Source organism: Pseudogulbenkiania sp. NH8B, assembly GCF_000283535.1.
Classification (GTDB): Bacteria; Pseudomonadota; Gammaproteobacteria; order Burkholderiales; family Chromobacteriaceae; genus Pseudogulbenkiania; species Pseudogulbenkiania ferrooxidans.
This window is the reverse complement of sequence record NC_016002.1, coordinates 2,948,511-2,966,211: the sequence shown is the minus strand read 5'-3', so window position 1 is coordinate 2,966,211 and position 17,701 is coordinate 2,948,511. Positions and strand designations below refer to the sequence as shown.

16 protein-coding genes are annotated in these 17,701 nt (G+C 56.9%); 6 read left to right on the top strand and 10 right to left on the bottom strand.

Annotated features, from left to right (window positions below; translation table 11 throughout):
- The first annotated feature begins 72 nt into the window (after window positions 1-72).
- A complete protein-coding gene (locus NH8B_RS13590; RefSeq protein WP_014087814.1) occupies window positions 73-423 on the top strand; it encodes a helix-turn-helix domain-containing protein in 351 nt (116 codons plus the stop codon).
- Here NH8B_RS13590 and NH8B_RS13585 read toward each other — a convergent pair.
- The 8 genes from NH8B_RS13585 to NH8B_RS13550 form a co-directional block, all read right to left on the bottom strand.
- Window positions 410-1,309 (bottom strand): recombination directionality factor, encoded by a 900-nt coding sequence (locus NH8B_RS13585; protein ID WP_014087813.1) that lies wholly within the window; start codon window positions 1,307-1,309, stop codon window positions 410-412. The two genes, NH8B_RS13590 and NH8B_RS13585, sit on opposite strands and share 14 nt — an antisense overlap.
- Window positions 1,306-2,289: a YqaJ viral recombinase family nuclease gene (locus NH8B_RS13580; protein WP_014087812.1), complete on the bottom strand. Its 984-nt coding sequence runs from the start codon at window positions 2,287-2,289 to the stop codon at window positions 1,306-1,308. The genes NH8B_RS13585 and NH8B_RS13580 overlap by 4 nt, the downstream gene beginning before the upstream one ends.
- 208 nt (window positions 2,290-2,497) lie before the next feature.
- The gene (locus NH8B_RS13575) at window positions 2,498-2,959 is read right to left on the bottom strand and encodes a hypothetical protein (protein WP_014087811.1); all 462 of its coding nucleotides are present in this window, start codon (window positions 2,957-2,959) and stop codon (window positions 2,498-2,500) included.
- A gap of 5 nt (window positions 2,960-2,964) precedes the next feature.
- Complete coding sequence (locus NH8B_RS13570; protein ID WP_014087810.1) at window positions 2,965-3,921, bottom strand: DUF932 domain-containing protein; 957 nt, start codon at window positions 3,919-3,921, stop codon at window positions 2,965-2,967.
- Window positions 3,922-4,378: 457 nt separating this feature from the next.
- Window positions 4,379-5,095 carry a hypothetical protein gene (locus NH8B_RS13565; RefSeq protein ID WP_014087809.1) on the bottom strand — a complete coding sequence of 239 codons (717 nt, stop codon included), beginning with the start codon at window positions 5,093-5,095 and terminating at the stop codon, window positions 4,379-4,381.
- Between the two features lie 273 nt (window positions 5,096-5,368).
- A complete protein-coding gene (locus NH8B_RS13560) occupies window positions 5,369-5,983 on the bottom strand; it encodes a tyrosine-type recombinase/integrase (protein WP_014087808.1) in 615 nt (204 codons plus the stop codon).
- A gap of 450 nt (window positions 5,984-6,433) precedes the next feature.
- On the bottom strand, window positions 6,434-7,762 hold the full coding sequence (locus NH8B_RS13555) for an ATP-binding protein (protein ID WP_014087807.1): 1,329 nt from the start codon (window positions 7,760-7,762) through the stop codon (window positions 6,434-6,436).
- The gene (locus NH8B_RS13550; protein ID WP_014087806.1) at window positions 7,762-8,424 is read right to left on the bottom strand and encodes a response regulator; all 663 of its coding nucleotides are present in this window, start codon (window positions 8,422-8,424) and stop codon (window positions 7,762-7,764) included. The genes NH8B_RS13555 and NH8B_RS13550 overlap by 1 nt, the downstream gene beginning before the upstream one ends.
- A 140-nt stretch (window positions 8,425-8,564) precedes the next feature.
- Between NH8B_RS13550 and NH8B_RS13545 the strand changes: the two genes are divergently transcribed.
- The 4 genes from NH8B_RS13545 to NH8B_RS13530 all read left to right on the top strand — a co-directional run bounded on the left by NH8B_RS13545 (window position 8,565) and on the right by NH8B_RS13530 (window position 12,797).
- Window positions 8,565-9,011: a PepSY domain-containing protein gene (locus NH8B_RS13545; protein ID WP_041702987.1), complete on the top strand. Its 447-nt coding sequence runs from the start codon at window positions 8,565-8,567 to the stop codon at window positions 9,009-9,011.
- A 102-nt stretch (window positions 9,012-9,113) separates the two neighbouring features.
- Entirely contained in the window at window positions 9,114-9,587 is a 474-nt protein-coding gene (locus NH8B_RS13540; RefSeq protein WP_014087804.1) for a DUF2271 domain-containing protein, read from the top strand.
- A gap of 8 nt (window positions 9,588-9,595) precedes the next feature.
- Window positions 9,596-11,809, top strand: a complete 2,214-nt coding sequence (locus NH8B_RS13535; protein WP_014087803.1) for a PepSY domain-containing protein — start codon at window positions 9,596-9,598, stop codon at window positions 11,807-11,809.
- On the top strand, window positions 11,790-12,797 hold the full coding sequence (locus tag NH8B_RS13530) for an FAD:protein FMN transferase (protein WP_014087802.1): 1,008 nt from the start codon (window positions 11,790-11,792) through the stop codon (window positions 12,795-12,797). Before NH8B_RS13535 ends, NH8B_RS13530 begins: the two co-directional genes overlap by 20 nt.
- A gap of 676 nt (window positions 12,798-13,473) precedes the next feature.
- Here the strand turns inward: NH8B_RS13530 and NH8B_RS13525 are convergent.
- Entirely contained in the window at window positions 13,474-14,028 is a 555-nt protein-coding gene (locus tag NH8B_RS13525; protein WP_014087801.1) for a hypothetical protein, read from the bottom strand.
- A 17-nt stretch (window positions 14,029-14,045) separates the two neighbouring features.
- Entirely contained in the window at window positions 14,046-14,831 is a 786-nt protein-coding gene (locus tag NH8B_RS13520) for a hypothetical protein (RefSeq protein ID WP_014087800.1), read from the bottom strand.
- Window positions 14,832-15,822: 991 nt separating this feature from the next.
- Here NH8B_RS13520 and pgaB point away from each other — a divergent pair.
- Window positions 15,823-17,676: a poly-beta-1,6-N-acetyl-D-glucosamine N-deacetylase PgaB gene (gene pgaB, locus NH8B_RS13515; protein ID WP_232503468.1), complete on the top strand. Its 1,854-nt coding sequence runs from the start codon at window positions 15,823-15,825 to the stop codon at window positions 17,674-17,676.
- Window positions 17,677-17,701 lie beyond the last annotated feature (25 nt).

Here is a 17,701-nt window from a genome sequence, read left to right as displayed (position 1 = left end):
TGATATTCAGCCTTCGTGGATGTTCATGTCAATGGGGTGATTTGCCACTATTCGAGTTGAATGGAGAATACGATGGCAAAAGCGAAGGTGGACGGACTGGCGGCAAATGTTGGTAGATGCATTGCCAGCAAACGGCAGGACGCCGGATTGACCCAGGAACAGGTCGCGGAACAACTGAAAATCGGGAATGAAGCGGTGTCCCGCATGGAGCGGGGTCTGGTGATGCCGACGGTGGCCCGACTGCTGGAACTGGCCAGCCTGTTCAACTGCGATGCGTCGTCACTGCTGGTGGAGTCCAGCAACCGACCAGCCGAGCAGGCACAGCACCTGGCCCAGATGCTGGCCCGCCTGGATAACGCTGATCGGGAGATGGTGCTGAAGATGGTGGAGCAACTAACCAACCGTCTGGCTAAGCCGTCCTGACCGCATGACCCAACTTGGGTGTGAGCCTTGTTGGGCGAGAAGCCATCTTCGGTTTCTCCTCGGGCTGTGCCCCTTCTTCCGCTACCGGATAGAACTCCTCCAGCAACTGCGGCACTTCCTCCTCGGTATCCTCGAATTGGCCGTTCTGCAGCAACAGCCGGGCGGCTTGTTCCAGCTCGGCAGTATCGATGCCAGCCTCCAACTGCGCTTCGGCCACTTTCCTCGCGGTGCTCACCGCTTCGGCCAAGGACTGGCCATCACGCAGCGTCAGATCTACGTAATACACCGGGGTGCGATGTGACTGGGTGGTGCTCTTGGCGCGTAGACGCAGTAACAACGGCAGATGCTTGGTGTTGCCACCACTGGCGGCCTCGTAATATTTCAGTCGTGCTGCCAGGGTGCGTACCGAGTTATAGCCAGTGGTGCGGAAGATGAAGCTGCCCAGCTCATCCTGCAGACCTTCCACCTGCACATTGAGCCGGCCATACAGTTTGCAGCCCAGCTCCTTGGCCAGTGGACAACGGTCTGGTCCAGCACAGCCGATGTCTTCCATGCCTTGACTCGTTACTCGTCGTGCCGTCTCTCCGTTGCCGACACACACCGGACGACCGTTCTGTCGGTCGAAGGCACTGTATTCGGCCCGTAGATTCAGTTCGCTATCGTTGAACAGGAGCTGGATGGGAATGGCGCGAATCTTGCCGTTCTGCGCCTGCTCGGCCAGGGCCTGATGCAAGGGATGCAGCAACCAGCCTTCCCGGTTTTGTACCTGGGTGGTTAACGAAAAGCTGTCATCCTTCTCCGGCAGCCAACGCTCTTGCTTCTGTACCAGCTTGCCAATGCTGATGCGCCCGATCACGGGCGGGGTAATGGCGAGACCCTTGATCATGATGCTTTCCTTTCCGTCTGAATGACAAAGCGCCGGGAACCGGCAATGGACTTGCTGTACTGGGCGAGCAGGGTGGGATGGTCTTGCGACAAGCGCTCGACATCGGGAGCCAAGCGATCCTTGGACTTCTTCCAGGAGATGCGGCCAGACTGGAATACGGCGGCAGAGGCATTACCCAACACGTTCTGGATCTGCTGCCGTAACGCTGCTTCTCTGGCCTCGGCATCCTCTTTCCGCTGCCGTTCAGCCAACAAGGCAGAGAACAGCCGATTACCCTCAATCGATTCGGACAGGTCGATGGTCTGGCCATCGTCACGCGGGAACAGCCACAACAGGGCAGACGCGGCATCTTCGGAACCATCCGGCTCCGGCTGGGTGTACTGCTGTACGTGATTCCAGAACACGGTTTCCCTAGCGATCAGGTCAGCGATCTTGTCTTCATCGCGATTCACCCGGTAGATACGGAAATCCTGACCACCAATCAGCACCGCCACATCGGCCCAGTCATGACCCGTCACCGCCAACTGATGCAGTACTTGGCATTGATAAGCGACCGGGATGCCTTCTTCCCACTGCGGGGCAGAGTGATAACTGGCGGTCTTGATTTCGAGAATGCCCCAACCTTCCTCTGGGCAACGCACCTCCCGATCCAGATTGGCCAGCATGAAACGGTGCTCCGGGTGCTGTAGGACCGCATTCACCCGCCGCACCTTGCGCCCGGTGCGCTCGGCATACACCCGGGCCAGGATGGGTTCCAGAATCGTGCCCCAGATCACCGCCTCCTTCTCCGACAGGTCCTCCGTCTCCTTGCGACCAGTCTTCTCCAACCACAAGGACAGTGGACACTTGTATGGCGATAGCCCAATGGCCGGCGCGGCATCGGACGAGCCAATGCCCAGCTGGCGGATGCGCAGCCATTCATCACGAGACAACTTCAGGGTAGAGGCCAGACGAATGGCCTGTGCGTAGCGTTCAGCCATGGCGAAACACTCCTTATAAAGGCATAAAGCCCGGCAGCAGGGCTGACTGGGCAATAGATGGATAAGCAGGAACAACAGCAAGAAATGAGAGAAAGACGACAGGGCAGCCCTGGCGAGATCACCAGAACAATGAAGCAGGAATCAGCAGATAACAGCAGTAGGGCAGAGTAGTCGGAACCAGCAGAAACGAATCAAACCAACACCTGGCTCAAGCAGGCGCCACCGGCACAATCACCGGTAGCTCTGGCGACAGCGTCAGCAGGATCTGCCGGATGGTGGGCCACTGCTGCGGTTGGCCACGCAACATGAACTCCCCAGCTAGCCGCACCAGACAGGTTTTGACCCAATCGAGTGAAGGAGCCCAACCATCATGCAGGGCGATCCATTCCGCGATGGCACCGCCCAGCGCCTCGGTCACCTCGTAGTGCCAGATCCCGGGTGCGGCTTGATCTAACTGGTCGTACAAAGTATCGACCAGCGCTGCCACCATCGGGGCGTACTGCACCAGCTCGGCATGCAGCTCCAGGCAGCCTTGTCCCCAGATCACCAGCAGACTGTGCTCGGCATCGGTTCCATCGTACTGCATGCCCTGGCTATTCCAACTGCAGAAGTCGCGCATGCCGGCGGTCAGGCAGGCTGCGGTCAAGGCAATGGATTGCACGGAAGCCATGGCCGTTACTCCACCAATGCCAGTGCATGCTCCAGCGCCTTGCCCTTGAGCTGGGCACCCTGACCGAACCAGGCCGAATCCAGCCGGTAGTCCTGGCTGCGGGCACGGCGGCGATGATCGACATACTCGGTCATCGCATTCACCAGGCCCCAGGCCGTTCCCTTGGTTCCGGCCAACAGCGACCCCATACCACCACCGCTATACAGCGCCGATACCTGCTGCAGCGCCTTCGAGGTCACTGCATCCTCCGTGCCTTCCACAAGTGGCTCGTCCAGTACCTCGCGGAAGAACTGGCAGGCCTCCTCATGAGACACAGAGCGCAGAGACAGCTGCTTGATGTTGCCGATGAAACGGTCCCAGGCCGACAAGCCAATGCCCAGCGCTTCCTTCACCTGCTGCGGATCGAACACGGTGGAGTGGGGTACCTTCACCGCGCCCGTTCTGTCCTTCACCGCCATCTGCAGGGTGTTGTTGCACACCACCCGTACCGAGGTGAACTGCGCCGTGGTGCACAGCGTGCCATCGCAGCTGGTAGCCAGCAGTAGATAGGCCTTCACCCGATCCCCACCCTTCAACAGGGCCTCCTGTCCGGTCTTGGCCAAGGCCCACAGCTTGCTGCCACCCTTCAACACGCCAGCGGTTTCCAGCTCGAAACCACCGGCACTGACCAGACCTCGGTAGAACTCCAACACTTCAGACGGTTGCACCACCTTGTAACGCGGCGAGACCACCGACAGCGGCGCCAAGGAGTCCGAGCGATACAGCACCTTGGAATCCGCAAACGGCCGCATGTGCATGCCGTCGGTAGCCACGTTGAACAAGACATCACTCTGCTCGATACGCCAGTCCATACCGGCTTCGCGCAACCACACTTCCAGTGGCTGATGGGGATACAGCGGATTGCCCAGACCATGCCAGGGTGTGGCTCCGACAAAGGCCATGGATTCGATGAGATGGGACATGAGATCACTCCAATGAAAATGGCCCCGTCAAAACGGAGGCCAGGGCATAAAAGACACCCGGAGTGGGTGTCGCTGTGCGGGTTCAAAGGAGTGATATGTGGCTGAAAAAAATTTAGATTTGATTACATAGTCGGATCATTGGCTTTTGCTGCCGCAAGAAGGAGTCCCGCACTACGTCAGCAATCGGTCAGGCAGCTGCCGGTGGCGGTAGACTCGGTCCGAATGACAGTTTTCCTCAGCTGCGAGGGACGGCACTCGACCCATTGCTGCCGGTCGAGTTGCCAAGGTTAAAGAAGGCGACTATCAGAATAGCGCAGTCTGCCAAGCCGACCACTCAAGTGTTGCCAGTCCTGGCAAAGCGGTTTTCGCAAGCCAAATGAAAGATGGCTGCTCTCGCGTTGTAAAGTAGCCATAAAAGTATCTAGATAAACGTAGGCTATTCAGAGTGAAGTATTCGCTATGCAATACGCTCCCCATGTCGGGACTTTATATTGGCAATGATTTCACCATAGTAGTGGGCAATTGGTCTCTCTGCCGATGAGTCACGCGCATTAGGGTGATATGTCCTGTAGCACTGGGTCTCCCCGGAAGTGAAGTGCCATAGGGCGCGTGGGTCGACGCTTTTGGTAATGCGTTCCGGTAAAATGGCTTTGATAGCGCGGTCATAAGAAGGGCCACTTCCGAAAATAATTACATTTGGTTTTAGAAGGTCAATTTCATATTGAACCATCTTTATCGAGAGCTCAAATAGCTCTGGCGAGTGCCCAATGGATGTTCGCGAGAAGCCACACCCACGTTTCCAATCCATTTTCATCAAGTTATTCCAACAAATGGCAGTGCGCTTGCCATCGGCAAGCTCATTCGCAAGATCCTTTGTCATACGCAGGAAGCGGCTCTTGCCGGTCGGTCTGTAAAATTGCTCAATGTACCTTTTTTTCAACTCTGTAATTGAATCTGCGGTTTGGAAGAACTTTCGTAAGCACCCCCACCAACCGTTGGTCTCCTTGCCGATAAACATAATACGGACGTCAGCACTGAGATAGCCCTCGGATACACTTATCAGAAACGGCGAAGAGAGGTCATCTAGATATTTGTCAAAGCTCCCCTGAGCCTCCGCAAGAGTGAGCGCATAAAACTCGTCTAATTGGGCTTGTATTTCAATTTTAGTTTTCATATTTATTAGTATAAATTTGGCATTGAGATATTGAATGTTTCAACAATTTGGTAACTCTTCCACAAAAAAATCAGTTGTTTGTGAGCTAAGTCGGAGTTGCCGCTTAGGCCGAGTTACACGCGCAGGCTGTTCAGCAGGTTTCCACGGCAAGCAGCCATTTGACTGGCTGCGCTGCAGACCATTTTGAATGGCTGCTCTTGGCCGATTGCACTCATACAACATGATGGCAGAAAGCGGCCACACGGTTTGCCATGTATGGCCGCTGGGTGCCTGCTAGATTTCAGTTTGCTCGGAAATCTCCAGTGCGTCATCAACCTCGATGCCAAGGTATCGGACTGTGCTTTCCAGCTTGGTATGGCCAAGCAAGAGCTGAACAGCTCTCAGGTTCTTCGTTCGCTTGTAGATCAACGTTGCCTTGGTGCGTCGCATCGAATGCGTACCGTAGGCCGATGAATCCAAACCGGCGGTCTTGACCCACTGATGCACGATTCGCGCATACTGGCGTGTCGAGACATGGGGCGATTTTGCGATTCGACTTGGGAAGAGGTATTGATCGCCCCGCAGATGAGCCTTCTCTAGCCAGGTTGCTACTGCTGACCTTGTCGGCTCCGTCAATTCGAACTGCACTGGCCGTTGCGTTTTGCTTTGGATCACCATGGCCCGGGAAAGAATTTGGTTCCCATGAGTAATGTCGCGTACGCGCAGGCTGACGAGATCGCAGCCGCGCAGTTTGCTGTCGATAGCTAGGTTGAACATGGCGAGGTCCCGGACTGCATGCCTGTTCTGCAGGTGTATCCGGATTGCCCAGATGTCCTTTAGCTTGAGTGGTGGCTTCTGGCCAACCAGCTTGCCCTTGTTCCATGCTTCGCGCTTTTTGATAACTTCCATGACAGACTCCTTGGTTGTTGAACGGAGTCCGATTGTTGTCGTGCGCGGGTGTAGCCGCTATTGGGTAGAGTTGCGTATGTGTACTATCGGCCAGTAGTTGCCATTTGAAGACCGGGTCACGCTATCATTTGAATGACGGCCTCACCCTAATAACCTGCTATACAACTGCGCGTCCATGTCGGCCTTAGCGGATGGCCACATCCGATTGGTATCGTCCCCCTCTCAAGTCAACAACCCAGTCGTTTTCTTTATACGAAGCTGAATGCCGACTCCCTCAATCTTTAAGTAGAGAAGTCGCAACCATTTTGACAATTACAGGGGCAAGCCCGACCAAGACTGGGAAGAAGGCACTACAGCCAACCATACAGCGGAAGTCTCGCCATGAGGTGCGGTTTGTTATTTGGTCTCGAGACAGCTCAGGAGGGACCGGCTAACGCCTCTGGATTTGGTTTAATGGCCAGAAGTTTTCAGCCCCTCGACGATAGCTTCAAAGCCATCAGGATATCCGGTCGCTGGAGAATGTAAGTGAAGTCTAGCGCCTGCCGCTTGCGCGATGGCATTGACGATTGCCAAGCCTAGCCCGCTTCCTTTGGCCGTCGTGGCACCCCGCTCAAACGGCTGAGTGAGGCGGGTTAACGTGTCTGCCGGCACCACAGGCCCGCGGTTTACGACGGTCAGCCGTCCGCCGACGGAAAGTGTCACGTAGACTACTTCGATCCCATGTTTGTTCGCATTCTCGATGAGATTGCGCGCGAGAATCGCGAACGCATCTGGATCGATTCGAGAGACGACCTCAATCTCTGGCAAGTTTAGGTCGATACGCTTTGATTGCCCGGCACGGCGGATGTCCTCAACCACGATTTGGAGAAATGGCCGAAGGTCCTGGGGCATATCGGCAAGAACTCGCCCACCTTCCGCACGGGCTAACTGCATGAGCTTCTCGCTCAGCCGAGCAAGCGTATGCAACGCTGTCTCGACAGTTTTGGCGCGCACCTCGAACGGCGATCCTTGCACCTCGGTAAGTAGGTGTTGTGTCTGCGCAAGCGCTGCGGCTATGGGTGTGCGAAGTTCGTGCGCACTATTTGCGGTAAAACTGCGTTCGGCAGTCAGAGCCCGATCCAGTCGATGCATCAAGTTGTTTACAGAGTCCGCGATAGTTTCGATCTCTGTAGGCAAACCCGCTTTGGAGAGGGGGCTTAGGTCATCGCGGCCTCGATCTGCAATGCTTTGGCAGAACCGTCGTATCGGCCTTAGTCCCAAGTGCAAGATCAGCCACGTACCGAACAGTCCCAAGGGAACGAGTAGAAGCAAAGGTTTCATGACCACAAGCACGGCCTCAAGGCCGGCGCGCTGCCGGGCGACCAGTGGTTCGGCAATGAGAAGTGTGACCGTCCCTTGTATCACCGTCTCGGCGTAAATCCGATAGGTTGGGGTCGAGTGAAACCCGGCCTTCAACCCGGGTGGAAAGATCGCGGGGTTTGCATCGTGCGACTGCAGGATGGTTTTGCCTGTTTGATCCCTTACGATATAGGTCAACAATTCATTGTGCGCACGTACAGCGGCAATGCGCTGCCCGGTGCTGCTTTGCGCATCCCAATCTACGATATCCATAACCGCGAGCGGGACGAGCCGCTGAGCGGTCTCCTGCAAGGCGCTGTCCGACATCCGGTCGATTTCCGCGCGCAGCACGTGGGATGCAGCGAGGGCGGCGGCGAACGAGAGGACCACCAGGCCAGCAGCAAGCATGGTAGCCAGACGTGCTTGCAGGCTATGCAGCATTATCGGGCAGGCCGCAGCCGGTAGCCAAGGCCGCGTACCGTTTCGATCAGGTCGGCTCCCAACTTCTTGCGTAGCCGACTCATGTGCACCTCGATTGTATTGCTGCCAATCTCATCGCCGAATGAATAAAGACGCTGCTCTAACTGTGCCTTGGAGAGGATCATGTCTTGTCGATGGATGAATGCCTCAAGCAGTGCCCATTCGCTAGCCGTCAGCGAGATGGTATGGCCATTGCGCCTAATACGGTGGGCGGTTAGGTCGATCTCAAGATCCCCCATCGTGATGAGCGGATTCGGATTGCCGCTGTACCGGCGAGCAACCGCGTTTACGCGCGCCGAGAGTTCAGACAGATCGAACGGCTTGACGAGATAGTCATCGGCGCCGGCATTCAATCCCGCGACGCGGTTGGAAACCTGATCGAGCGCCGTCAGGATAATGACGGCAACCGTCGAGCCGTGCGTGCGCAGTTCCCGAAGGAAATCGATTCCTCTGCCGTCAGGCAACAACAGATCCAACAAGATCAAATCATAGTTCGCGGCTTGTACGTAGCTTCTGGCGTCACGGAGGTTCCCGACGTAGTCGGTTGAATGTCCGTCGTGCGAGACCTGATCTCTGATGGCTTGTCCAAGCAGGGGATCATCCTCGACAAGCAGCACTCTCATGCGGTTTTCCTAACGATGATTTTTGCCAACTCTGTGACATGAAGCTTACGCCAGGATGAAGAAAAATGGGGGTGTTCGCAAGGTTCGCGTCAGGTCTGCGCCGCATTGTAGAGCCTGTAACAGTGAACCGGAGACCCACCATGACCCGCCACGCGCTTTTCAACAGCCTTGCGATCACAACCATTTTCGCAGTTTTCGCCATCATCGCTCGGCCTGCCCTGGCAGACGATGACTGCAACGTGCCACTTGCGGCATGGAAGCCAATCAAAGAGCTCAATTTGCTTGCCAAGTCGCGTGGATGGAACGTCGACAGGATCAAGACAGCCGACGGCTGCTACGAAGTCCGCGGTGTCGATCGCGACGGCCGCCGCTTCAAGGCCAAAGTCAACCCCGTCACGCTTGAGATCATGCGGATGAAGACCGAAGACCCTAGCGGGCATGAACGGCATCGCGAGCACGCAGCAGAAGGGGAGCGTCGTACACAGTCGAGCACGCCTAGCGGCAAGGCAGGCAATGCGGCTAGCGGAGCGGCTCCCACAGATGGAGTCCTGACCCCGGGGACGAGGCCACAGGTACAGATTCGCTAGAGCGAATAAGGCGCTGCCGTCCCTTCCGAGCTGCTCGCTCCAGAGATCTAACACGAGCAGAGCGAACGCACGCCCGATATTAGCACTACCAAGAGGCTGATTATGAAAATGAAATATGCATTCCCGGCTGCCGCAATGGCTGCCGCACTCGCTGTACCTTCGACAGTATCGGCGCGACAGGTCACATTCGAAACCCAGTTGAGCAATTATGGCGGCGACGGTGCCTATGTCGTGACCTATGTAACGGATCGGGCCGGCCACTATCAGGGCACACTATGGATGGCAGGCAACAAAGTTAAATACTACAGGCACTTACGGGACTGGTACCGACTGACGGGTGGTGGTGCCAGAGTCGATGGCGTCACGGGCGCGAGCGTTGGAGCCGGCAAGACCCTGCGGGTAACAGTTGACGTAGCCAATGCGCTGATTGATGCGGGCTATGAAGTGCACATCGATACAGCAGTGGAGAAAATGAGCGAGAACCCATCCGAAGTCATTGTTCCTTTAACGACCTCCGGTGCTGCGAAGCCCGTCAAGGGTCGTGGGTACGTGAAGTCGTTTCGCTATACGCTGTGAGAAATGCCATGCTGCGCAAGCTTCATTCCCTGCCAGGGCTAATCGCGGCCCTCCTGCTGACGGTCATGTCCCTCTCTGGTGCCGTTTTATCGGTCAAGCCTGCACTCGAGCAGGCCGGGGCCACACGCGCGATGGCACGGCTCGATGTGGCAACGCTCACAATGCGTGTTCAAGCCCACTACCCTGGACTAGACAAGATCGTCCGCAACCCCTCCGGCGAAATCGTTGCTTACTATTCGTCGGGCGACGGTAGCGCTACATCTCGCATTGACCCGGCGACCGGCATCGGCGTCGGCCCGGAAGCAAAGTCGCAAACCATGCGATGGATCACTAATCTGCATCGCAAACTGCTGCTCGGCGACCCAGGGCGGATAGCCACAGGGATAGCTGCAGCCTTCCTGCTGCTTCTATGTGCGTCGGGTCTTGTACTGCTTGTGCGGCGCATGGGGGGATGGCTGCATCTGTTCGATCGCATTCGAGGCTCCGACTTACAACGTGTGCATAATGAGATCGCGCGCGTAGCGCTCCTCGCACTCACACTTTCAGCAACCACGGGCCTATTGATGTCTCTGACGTCCTTTGGGTGGATTCCTGAACGAGTCACTGCCGAACTACCTTACCCAAGCTCAACAGGTAGGCAGATGCCAATTCCTGTCGGCCAGCTAGCCGCTCTCAGGTCTGTGGATGTGAGCACGTTGCGCGAGCTTACATTGCCTGCGCCAGGTCAACGGGGCGATGTGTATGTTGTCTCCACGTCAAACGGAAACGGCTATATCGACCCATCGTCTGGAGCATGGCTTACCTGGCAGGGCCTCGACGCATGGAATCGGTTCCATGAAATCGTGTACATGCTGCACACGGGCGAAGGACTCTGGTGGCTGGCTTTGGTGCTCGGATTAGGGAGTGCCGCAGTGCCTGTGTTGGCGGTCAGTGGCGTGTCATTGTGGGTAAACCGTCGCAGGGCAATACCCGCAGTTGCCGACAATGTGAACGCTCGTGAAGCCGATACGGTCATCCTCGTCGGGAGCGAAAGTAACTCGACATGGACGTTCGCTATAGCTGTTCATCAAGCGCTCACCCGCGCAAGGTTCCGGGTGAACATCACCTCAATGAACGAACTGAGCCCAGGCTACGGAAGAGTTGAACGTCTTGTTGTACTAACTTCGACATACGGGGACGGGGATGCTCCATCGAATGCAACACAGTTCATGCGCATTCTCACCAACTTGCACCTCAACCCTGACTCGAGATTTGCTGTCCTTGGCTTTGGTGATCGGCAATTTCCTAATTTCTGCGGCTACGCCAGGAAGGTACATGAGGCCCTGCTGGAAAAGGGAATGCACCCGCTCCTGGAGTTGGGAGCAATCGATCGACAGTCCGAGAGCGCTTTCAGGCAATGGGGGGAACAGTTGAGTGCCGTTCTCGGCGTTAAGCTTGACATTCAATACCGGCCTTCATTGCCTCCTACGATTTCACTCGAGATTGTCGAACGCAAGGACTACGGTATGGACTCCGACCGACCTGCGTGCGTGTTACGTCTGGCACCTAACCCGAAGCTGCGGTCGCCATGGCAGAAGGTATTCGGCCAGAGCCTGCCATCGTTCGAGCCAGGCGATTTGGTTGGCGTCGTGCCTCCCGGCCACACGGTGCCAAGGTTCTATTCGCTGGCCAGCGCCTCGCGGGAAGGGTTTCTCGAGTTCTGCGTACGCAAGCATCCGCATGGGGTCTGCTCGGGTTATCTGACCAGCCTCAAGCCAGGGGACAAGATCGAGGTTTTCATTCGCAAGAACGAAAGTTTTAGGCCGACAGCTGACGCGGCACCACTCATTCTGATCTGTGCAGGCACAGGTATTGGACCGTTTGTAGGATTCATTCGGCAGAACGAGGCGAACCGCCCCATGCATCTATATTTCGGCGCACGGCGCTGCGGTGAATCGTTTCTTTATGACGAGGAATTGCATCGCCTGATGACTGCACACCGGCTGACTGCGCTGACAACCGCTTTATCAAGCCCATCGGAGAAGACCTACGTGCAAGATCGACTTCTTGCAGATTCGACAAGGCTGAGGGAGCTCGTGGCAAAAGGTGCCCATGTGATGGTTTGCGGAGGCCGCGACATGGCCAACTCTGTCGCCAATGCATGGGAGCGCATTTTGGCAGACTCTGGCGTAAGCGTTAACGATATGAAACTGCGGGGAAGCTATGTTGAAGACGTTTACTGATTCATTGAGTGCATGCGACCTGAAGCGCTACCTGTTCAGCGGAGCAACGATGGGCACCCGCTACAGCGCACAGTGCTATGCGCAGGCCGACTTTGATCATTTGTCGTTGGGTGCCGAACTCGATCTAGTGGTGAGGCGCGTTGATGAAGAGATGTCGAATTGGAAGGACTCATCCGATCTGACTCGCTTGAACCATGCTGATCCTGACGTGTGGGTGTCAATTTCCGGCAACCTCGCACAGGTGCTGACTCGTGCGATCGAAATCGGCCGCGAGACGGGCAATGCCTTTAACATCGGCGTTGGCGACGTGGTCGGCAAATGGGGATTCGGCCCCGGAAGTCCTGGCCTTGTCGATCACTCGAAGACAACGGTCGGCAGCGCACTTCACCCTGTAGACGAGTGGCTCGAAGTGGACGTGAACGGGGGGCGCGCTCGCAAGCGAGCGAGCATGACGCTTGACCTATGTGGTATCGCGAAGGGCTTTGGTACCGACGAACTCGGTCGAGTGATGGATCGACATGGTATTCGATCCTGGCTCGTCGGGCTTGATGGTGAGATGCGAGCGAAGGGCATGAAGCCGTTGAATTCGTTGTGGGCAATCGCCATCGAGCGACCTGACCATACGTGTCGGGAAGCGATGGCAGTTATTGAACTTACTGACGTCGCGATTGCGACCTCAGGTGATTACCGGCACTGGAAGAACCATGAGGGAAAGCGTGTCTGCCATACGATGGACCCTCGCACTGGTACGCCGTTGAATAATGGGATTGCATCTGTAACGGTGCTATCACGCACCTGCATGGATGCCGACGCTTATGCTACGGCGCTCATGGTACTGGGAGAACAAAGGGGAGTGGCGTTTGCCCGAGACAGGCAACTCGATGCGCTATTTGTCATGCGTGAGGGTGAAGGGCTGAGAAAAATGGGGACTGGCTGCTTTGGGGGGGATGTAGGTCAAGGTCTGGCATGGAAACGGACACTGCGTTAAGGAGAACGCCCGGCTACGACTTGATGCACAGTTATCGCCTGCGATCACCAACTAACGCCACTTTAAACCAAAGCTTGCTGAAAATCTCCATATTGATAGCCGACAACAAAGTTGATGGAGTTCTACTCTCCTTAGATATCCGGAGGCTGTAAACAAAGGCGCTTTCGATCGGCTCGCCAGTTATACAACTAGCGTATGCTTACAGCTATAGCAGACCTATACCAAGCGCCCGATAGTTGAGGCCTTGGCCTCTACACGCGTCAATCATGTTGGTTTCCCGTGCTCCAAGTTTCAGAGACGCCGAACTGCTTCAGAGAGTTTCAGCGTAGTCCAAACCAAGGCGTGGCGACCTTGGTGAAGCACGCTACGAATGTACACTCTCACCCTTCTGACTGGCTCCTAATGAGCAGTCCCAGCGTCGCTTCAGGGTCGGAAGTTCGCCTTCGCTAGATTGAGAGTTGCCGTTCAGCGCGGTTCGACCCCGAACGGCAGGTAACCGGTCCATTGCCGACCAATCAGGTCGCAAGCCGAACGGCGGGAATGGCCGACGACCTGCCGCTGCTCCAGGTGGGAAGGCAGCAGGTCGGCCTAAACAGTCTTCCAGGGTAACGGCCTTGAGTGGCCGTTCAGGGCTACATTCCGGCCATTTCCCTAACCCCGTAGCGAAAGGCTGCTTTCAGACTTTGGGAACGATCACTTTCGACCAATAGCAGCTCAGAACTATGTGCTTTGCATCAGCAATAGTACCGCTGCAGCAAGTAGCTTGGGACTTGCTTACGTTGCCAGCGATAAGTAAACCGCCACAGCTCCCAGCAGTGAAGCTGCCACCACCGGCGCATACCATTGCAATTTTTTTGACCAGAGCCTCATTGAATGCATGAAGGACTTGGTTTTTCTGGGTCATGACCTTCAGCACAACTTGCAACACCTTTTGGGTGATCGAGAGACTAGTACCCAATCCCTGAACCAGAATGGCCAGTTCCTTATCCGTGCTCCCTGACAACCCCGAGGTCACTTTGCCCCACAAGCTCTGGTTCTGCAGACCGAACATCAGTGAGCCAACCTTTTCTTTGACGTCTGAGCTCTGCTTAGCTGCCAGTCCGATGTCTTTCACGGCATCTGCTAGGTCGCGCGTGAAGTCCACGATCTCTTGTCGGTTTACCGTGGTCAAAGTACCGCTCGCGCGTGGCGATAAAACGGGAAAATTGTCTGGCTTGGTATGCATGTTCATAGAAGTGCCTTCTCGAATCAGGGGCGGTCGATACGCAAGGTGATGAGGTCGATCGGCTGGATGGGCTCATGGATCGATAACGTGCGGGTATAGGCTTCCATTTGCGCAAAGACCTTCAGCTCCGACTCAACGTATTCGCCCAGATCGCCAATCATCGAAAGCTCGTTTTCAGCCACGATGATGAGCTGCTCGCACGCAGCGCGCTCGCCCTCCAGCAGCTCCATATAGCCGCATTTGAAAGCGATGACCGCATCGATGATCCGGGTGACAAAGCCCTGCAGCGCATGAGTGGAAATGCCAAAGCCAATGGCAGTGACTGCGGCCGAGATATAAGGTGAAAATGGTGCCAAGGTTCCACCTGTTTGGGCCACCAGCCACTTTTCCAACATCAAGTCGAGTGAATCCCAGATCACTAATGAGCCGCTGATAATGATGGTTTCACTGACTTTACGGACTAGCTCCTCACGGGACATCGCCTGCGCACCTTTGTAGATCTGCCAGCCATTGTTGGCCAGGTCGAAGATATTGCGCGCCAGGTTGTAGATCTGGCTGATGGTCTTAGACAGTGCATTGACGATGAACTCAGCAATCCCGCGCAACAGTTGTAGTGGGTTTTCCAGCACATTGCGCAACACTGCGAGGATCTTTTTGAGCATGCGGTCAACGCGCACCTTGATCCTGTCTGCGCCTCCACGCAGCACGTCCACCAGTTCGTCCTTGATAGCCTTGATTGCAGTGGTTGTCAGTCGCTCGAAGATGTCATAACCGACATTCTTGAAGGCCTCACCGGCTGCACCGGCCACAAGAGTAGTGGATCAATGCCCTGAGCTAGCAGTACGCGTAGTTCTTGAGCCGGTCTGCCAGCTTCTGCAATACCAACCTCGGGGTAGGGGTCAAGTCCTTTGTTGCGACGTTTGTGGGTGGTGGGCTGAGGGCTGGTGATAAACGCCGCCCATGCATCCATCATCAGGCGACGTTGCTCCAGCAGTTCTGCACGATGGTTGGTCGCCTCAACCTAAGTTTTGACGGTATGGGCGAGGGCAGGCTCTGGAAGATCCCTAGTAAACCTTTCTTGGTGCACTAGTTACGGAAGCTTGAAGGAGTGGTATTTATGAAAGTATCTGGAGTAGGTCCTTTGAGCCATCCGCAGAGCCGCTCTTATCTGTGAGTGTAGTTTCACGGGCTTTCGTTGATCCTAGGGGATGTGTGGTAATTTTGGATCCACAGGTTAGGTGCAGTTGGGAAAGTCTTTTTGTACCATGCCACAGTAGGTTTGTTTTGTACCCCCTTAAGATCCCCCTTTTTGTAAGGTGTAAGGCATAACGCCTTGATTTAACTTGTAATAATATATTTATTGGCTTCCCGCACTGGGAAGCTAAGGACATCAGCCAGCTGCTGAAGTAAGCACGGCCAAAGCCCGCCGGTTCAATGCCAGTCAGTCGATCTGACTGGCATTTTTGTTTTGCCGGGGCGCCGCAAGGAAAGAGCGTGTCGGTCGGGCTGGCATCTGGCGTGGCCCGGTGGCCACGTCGGCAGTACGGCAGCTTTGGCGGGTTGTGCGAAATATGCTATTGTGCTGAGTTTTGCGGCGATGGCAGCCGGAATGGCGCTGGCCGCCGGCCCCGGCGGGGCTTCTTCTTCAGCAAATTACAATTAGTAACAAACAGATACCCGTCCCGCTACGGATTGTGGCGTCTTCTTTGTTATGATGTAACGAATCGTAATGTCAGCGGGTCGACCCCACTGGCCAACGTCCAATTCCTGCCTCACCCGCTAGTTGCAACTACCTACCCGATGACAATGAATCGCATCCTGTCCCTTGCCATGGGCCTGCTTATCGCCCTGACATCCACCCTGACCCTGGCGGCGTCCCAGCTGCAGATACTGGGCTATCACGAAATCACCGATAAAGAACAGGCGCTGATTCCGCAGTACGCCATCAGCCCGGCCACCTTTCTGGCCCAGATGCAGTGGTTCAAGAGCAACGGTTATCACTTCGTCAGCGTCGACGACGTGCTGGCGGATCGCGCCGGCAAGAAGCCGCTACCGCCCAAGGCCGTGCTGCTGTCGTTCGACGACGGCTACGAGGATGTCTACAGCCAGGTTTTCCCGATTCTGAAGCAGTTCAACGCGCCGGCCCAGATCGCCCTGGTCGGCAGTTGGCTGGAGCCGCAGGACGGCATGGTCAACTTCGCCGGCCAGGCGGTGCCGCGCAGTCGCTTCCTGTCGCAAAGCCAGATCAGGGAAATGGTGAAAAGCGGGCTGGTAGAAGTCGCCAGTCACACCTATGGTCTGCATGAAGGCGTGGTGGCCAATCCCCAGGGCAACACCCAGCCGGCCGCCACCACCCGCATTTTCCGGGATGGCCGCTATGAAACCGAGAAGGAATACCGCGCCCGGGTGGCGGCCGACCTGCGCCATAACAACGCCTTCCTGCGTCGCTACACCGGCCAGACCCCGCGCATCATGGTGTGGCCGTACGGCAGCTATAACCAGTCGCTGGTCGAGATTGCCGCCAAGCTGGGGCTGGTGGTCGACCTGACGCTGGACGATGGCCCCAATACCGGCCGCATCGCGTTGACCGGGCTGCGCCGCATCCTGCTGGAAAGCGATACCAGTCTCAGCGATCTGGCCACCGATCTGGCTCTGCGTGCCGGGCCTCACGAGATCATCACGCTGCCCGGCAAGATCATGCATGTCGCGATCGACGACATCTACGACCCGGACCCGGATCGCCAGAATCAGAACCTCGGCAATCTGCTCGAGCGCATCGTCGCCAGCGGGGTCAATACCGTTTACCTGAAGGCGTTCGCCGATCATGACGGCAACGGCACCGCCGATGCCGTGTACTTCCCCTCGCGGCGTCTGCCGATGCGGGCCGACCTGCTCAACCGCGTGGTCTGGCAAATCAAGACCCGTACCTCGGTGCAGGCGGTGTACGCCTGGGGGCCGTTGCTGGTCAGCGCGGCCGCCTCGGGCTCGGTCGAGCGTCCGGCCGCCGTCACGGCGCGGCTGTCGCCGTTCACGGCGCGCGGGCGCCAGCTGCTGCGCCAGCTCTATGAAGAGATGGCGTTGGCCGGGCCGATCGACGGTTTGCTGTTCAGCGAGGAACCGGCGTCTGGCGACGCGGCAAGCGGCCGTCAAGAACCGGGCATGACCGGGCAGTGGGACCGCTTTGCCCTGGAACTGGCCGCCATCGTGCGGCGCGAGCACCCCGACCTCAAGACGGCGCGAACCCTTTACCGCGCCCCGCTGCTGAGCACCCAGGGGGCGAACCAGTACGCCCAGGCGTTCCGGCAGATGCTGTCCAGTTACGATTTCACCGTCGCCGCGGTGGCGCCCGCCGAGGATGGCTGCGTGCCGGAGCGTGCCCTGCACGAGGTGGTGCGCCTGGCGGCCAACCATCCGGGCGGCCTGACCAAGACCGTGTTCGATCTGGCGGCGCCGGGGTGTGACCGTTTTGCCACGCTGCCGGGCGAGCCGATGGCCAAGACGGTGAGCCAGCTCTACAGCCGGGGCGTGCAGCACATCGCCTTCTACCCCGCGCCGCTGGCGGGCGACCAGCAGGCCACGGCGGCGCTGGCGCAGGTATTCGCCATCAAGGGCAACATGATCGGTGCCAAGCCCCGCGCCACCGTGACGCAGTGAACCCTGGCGCGCTCACGCACCGAGC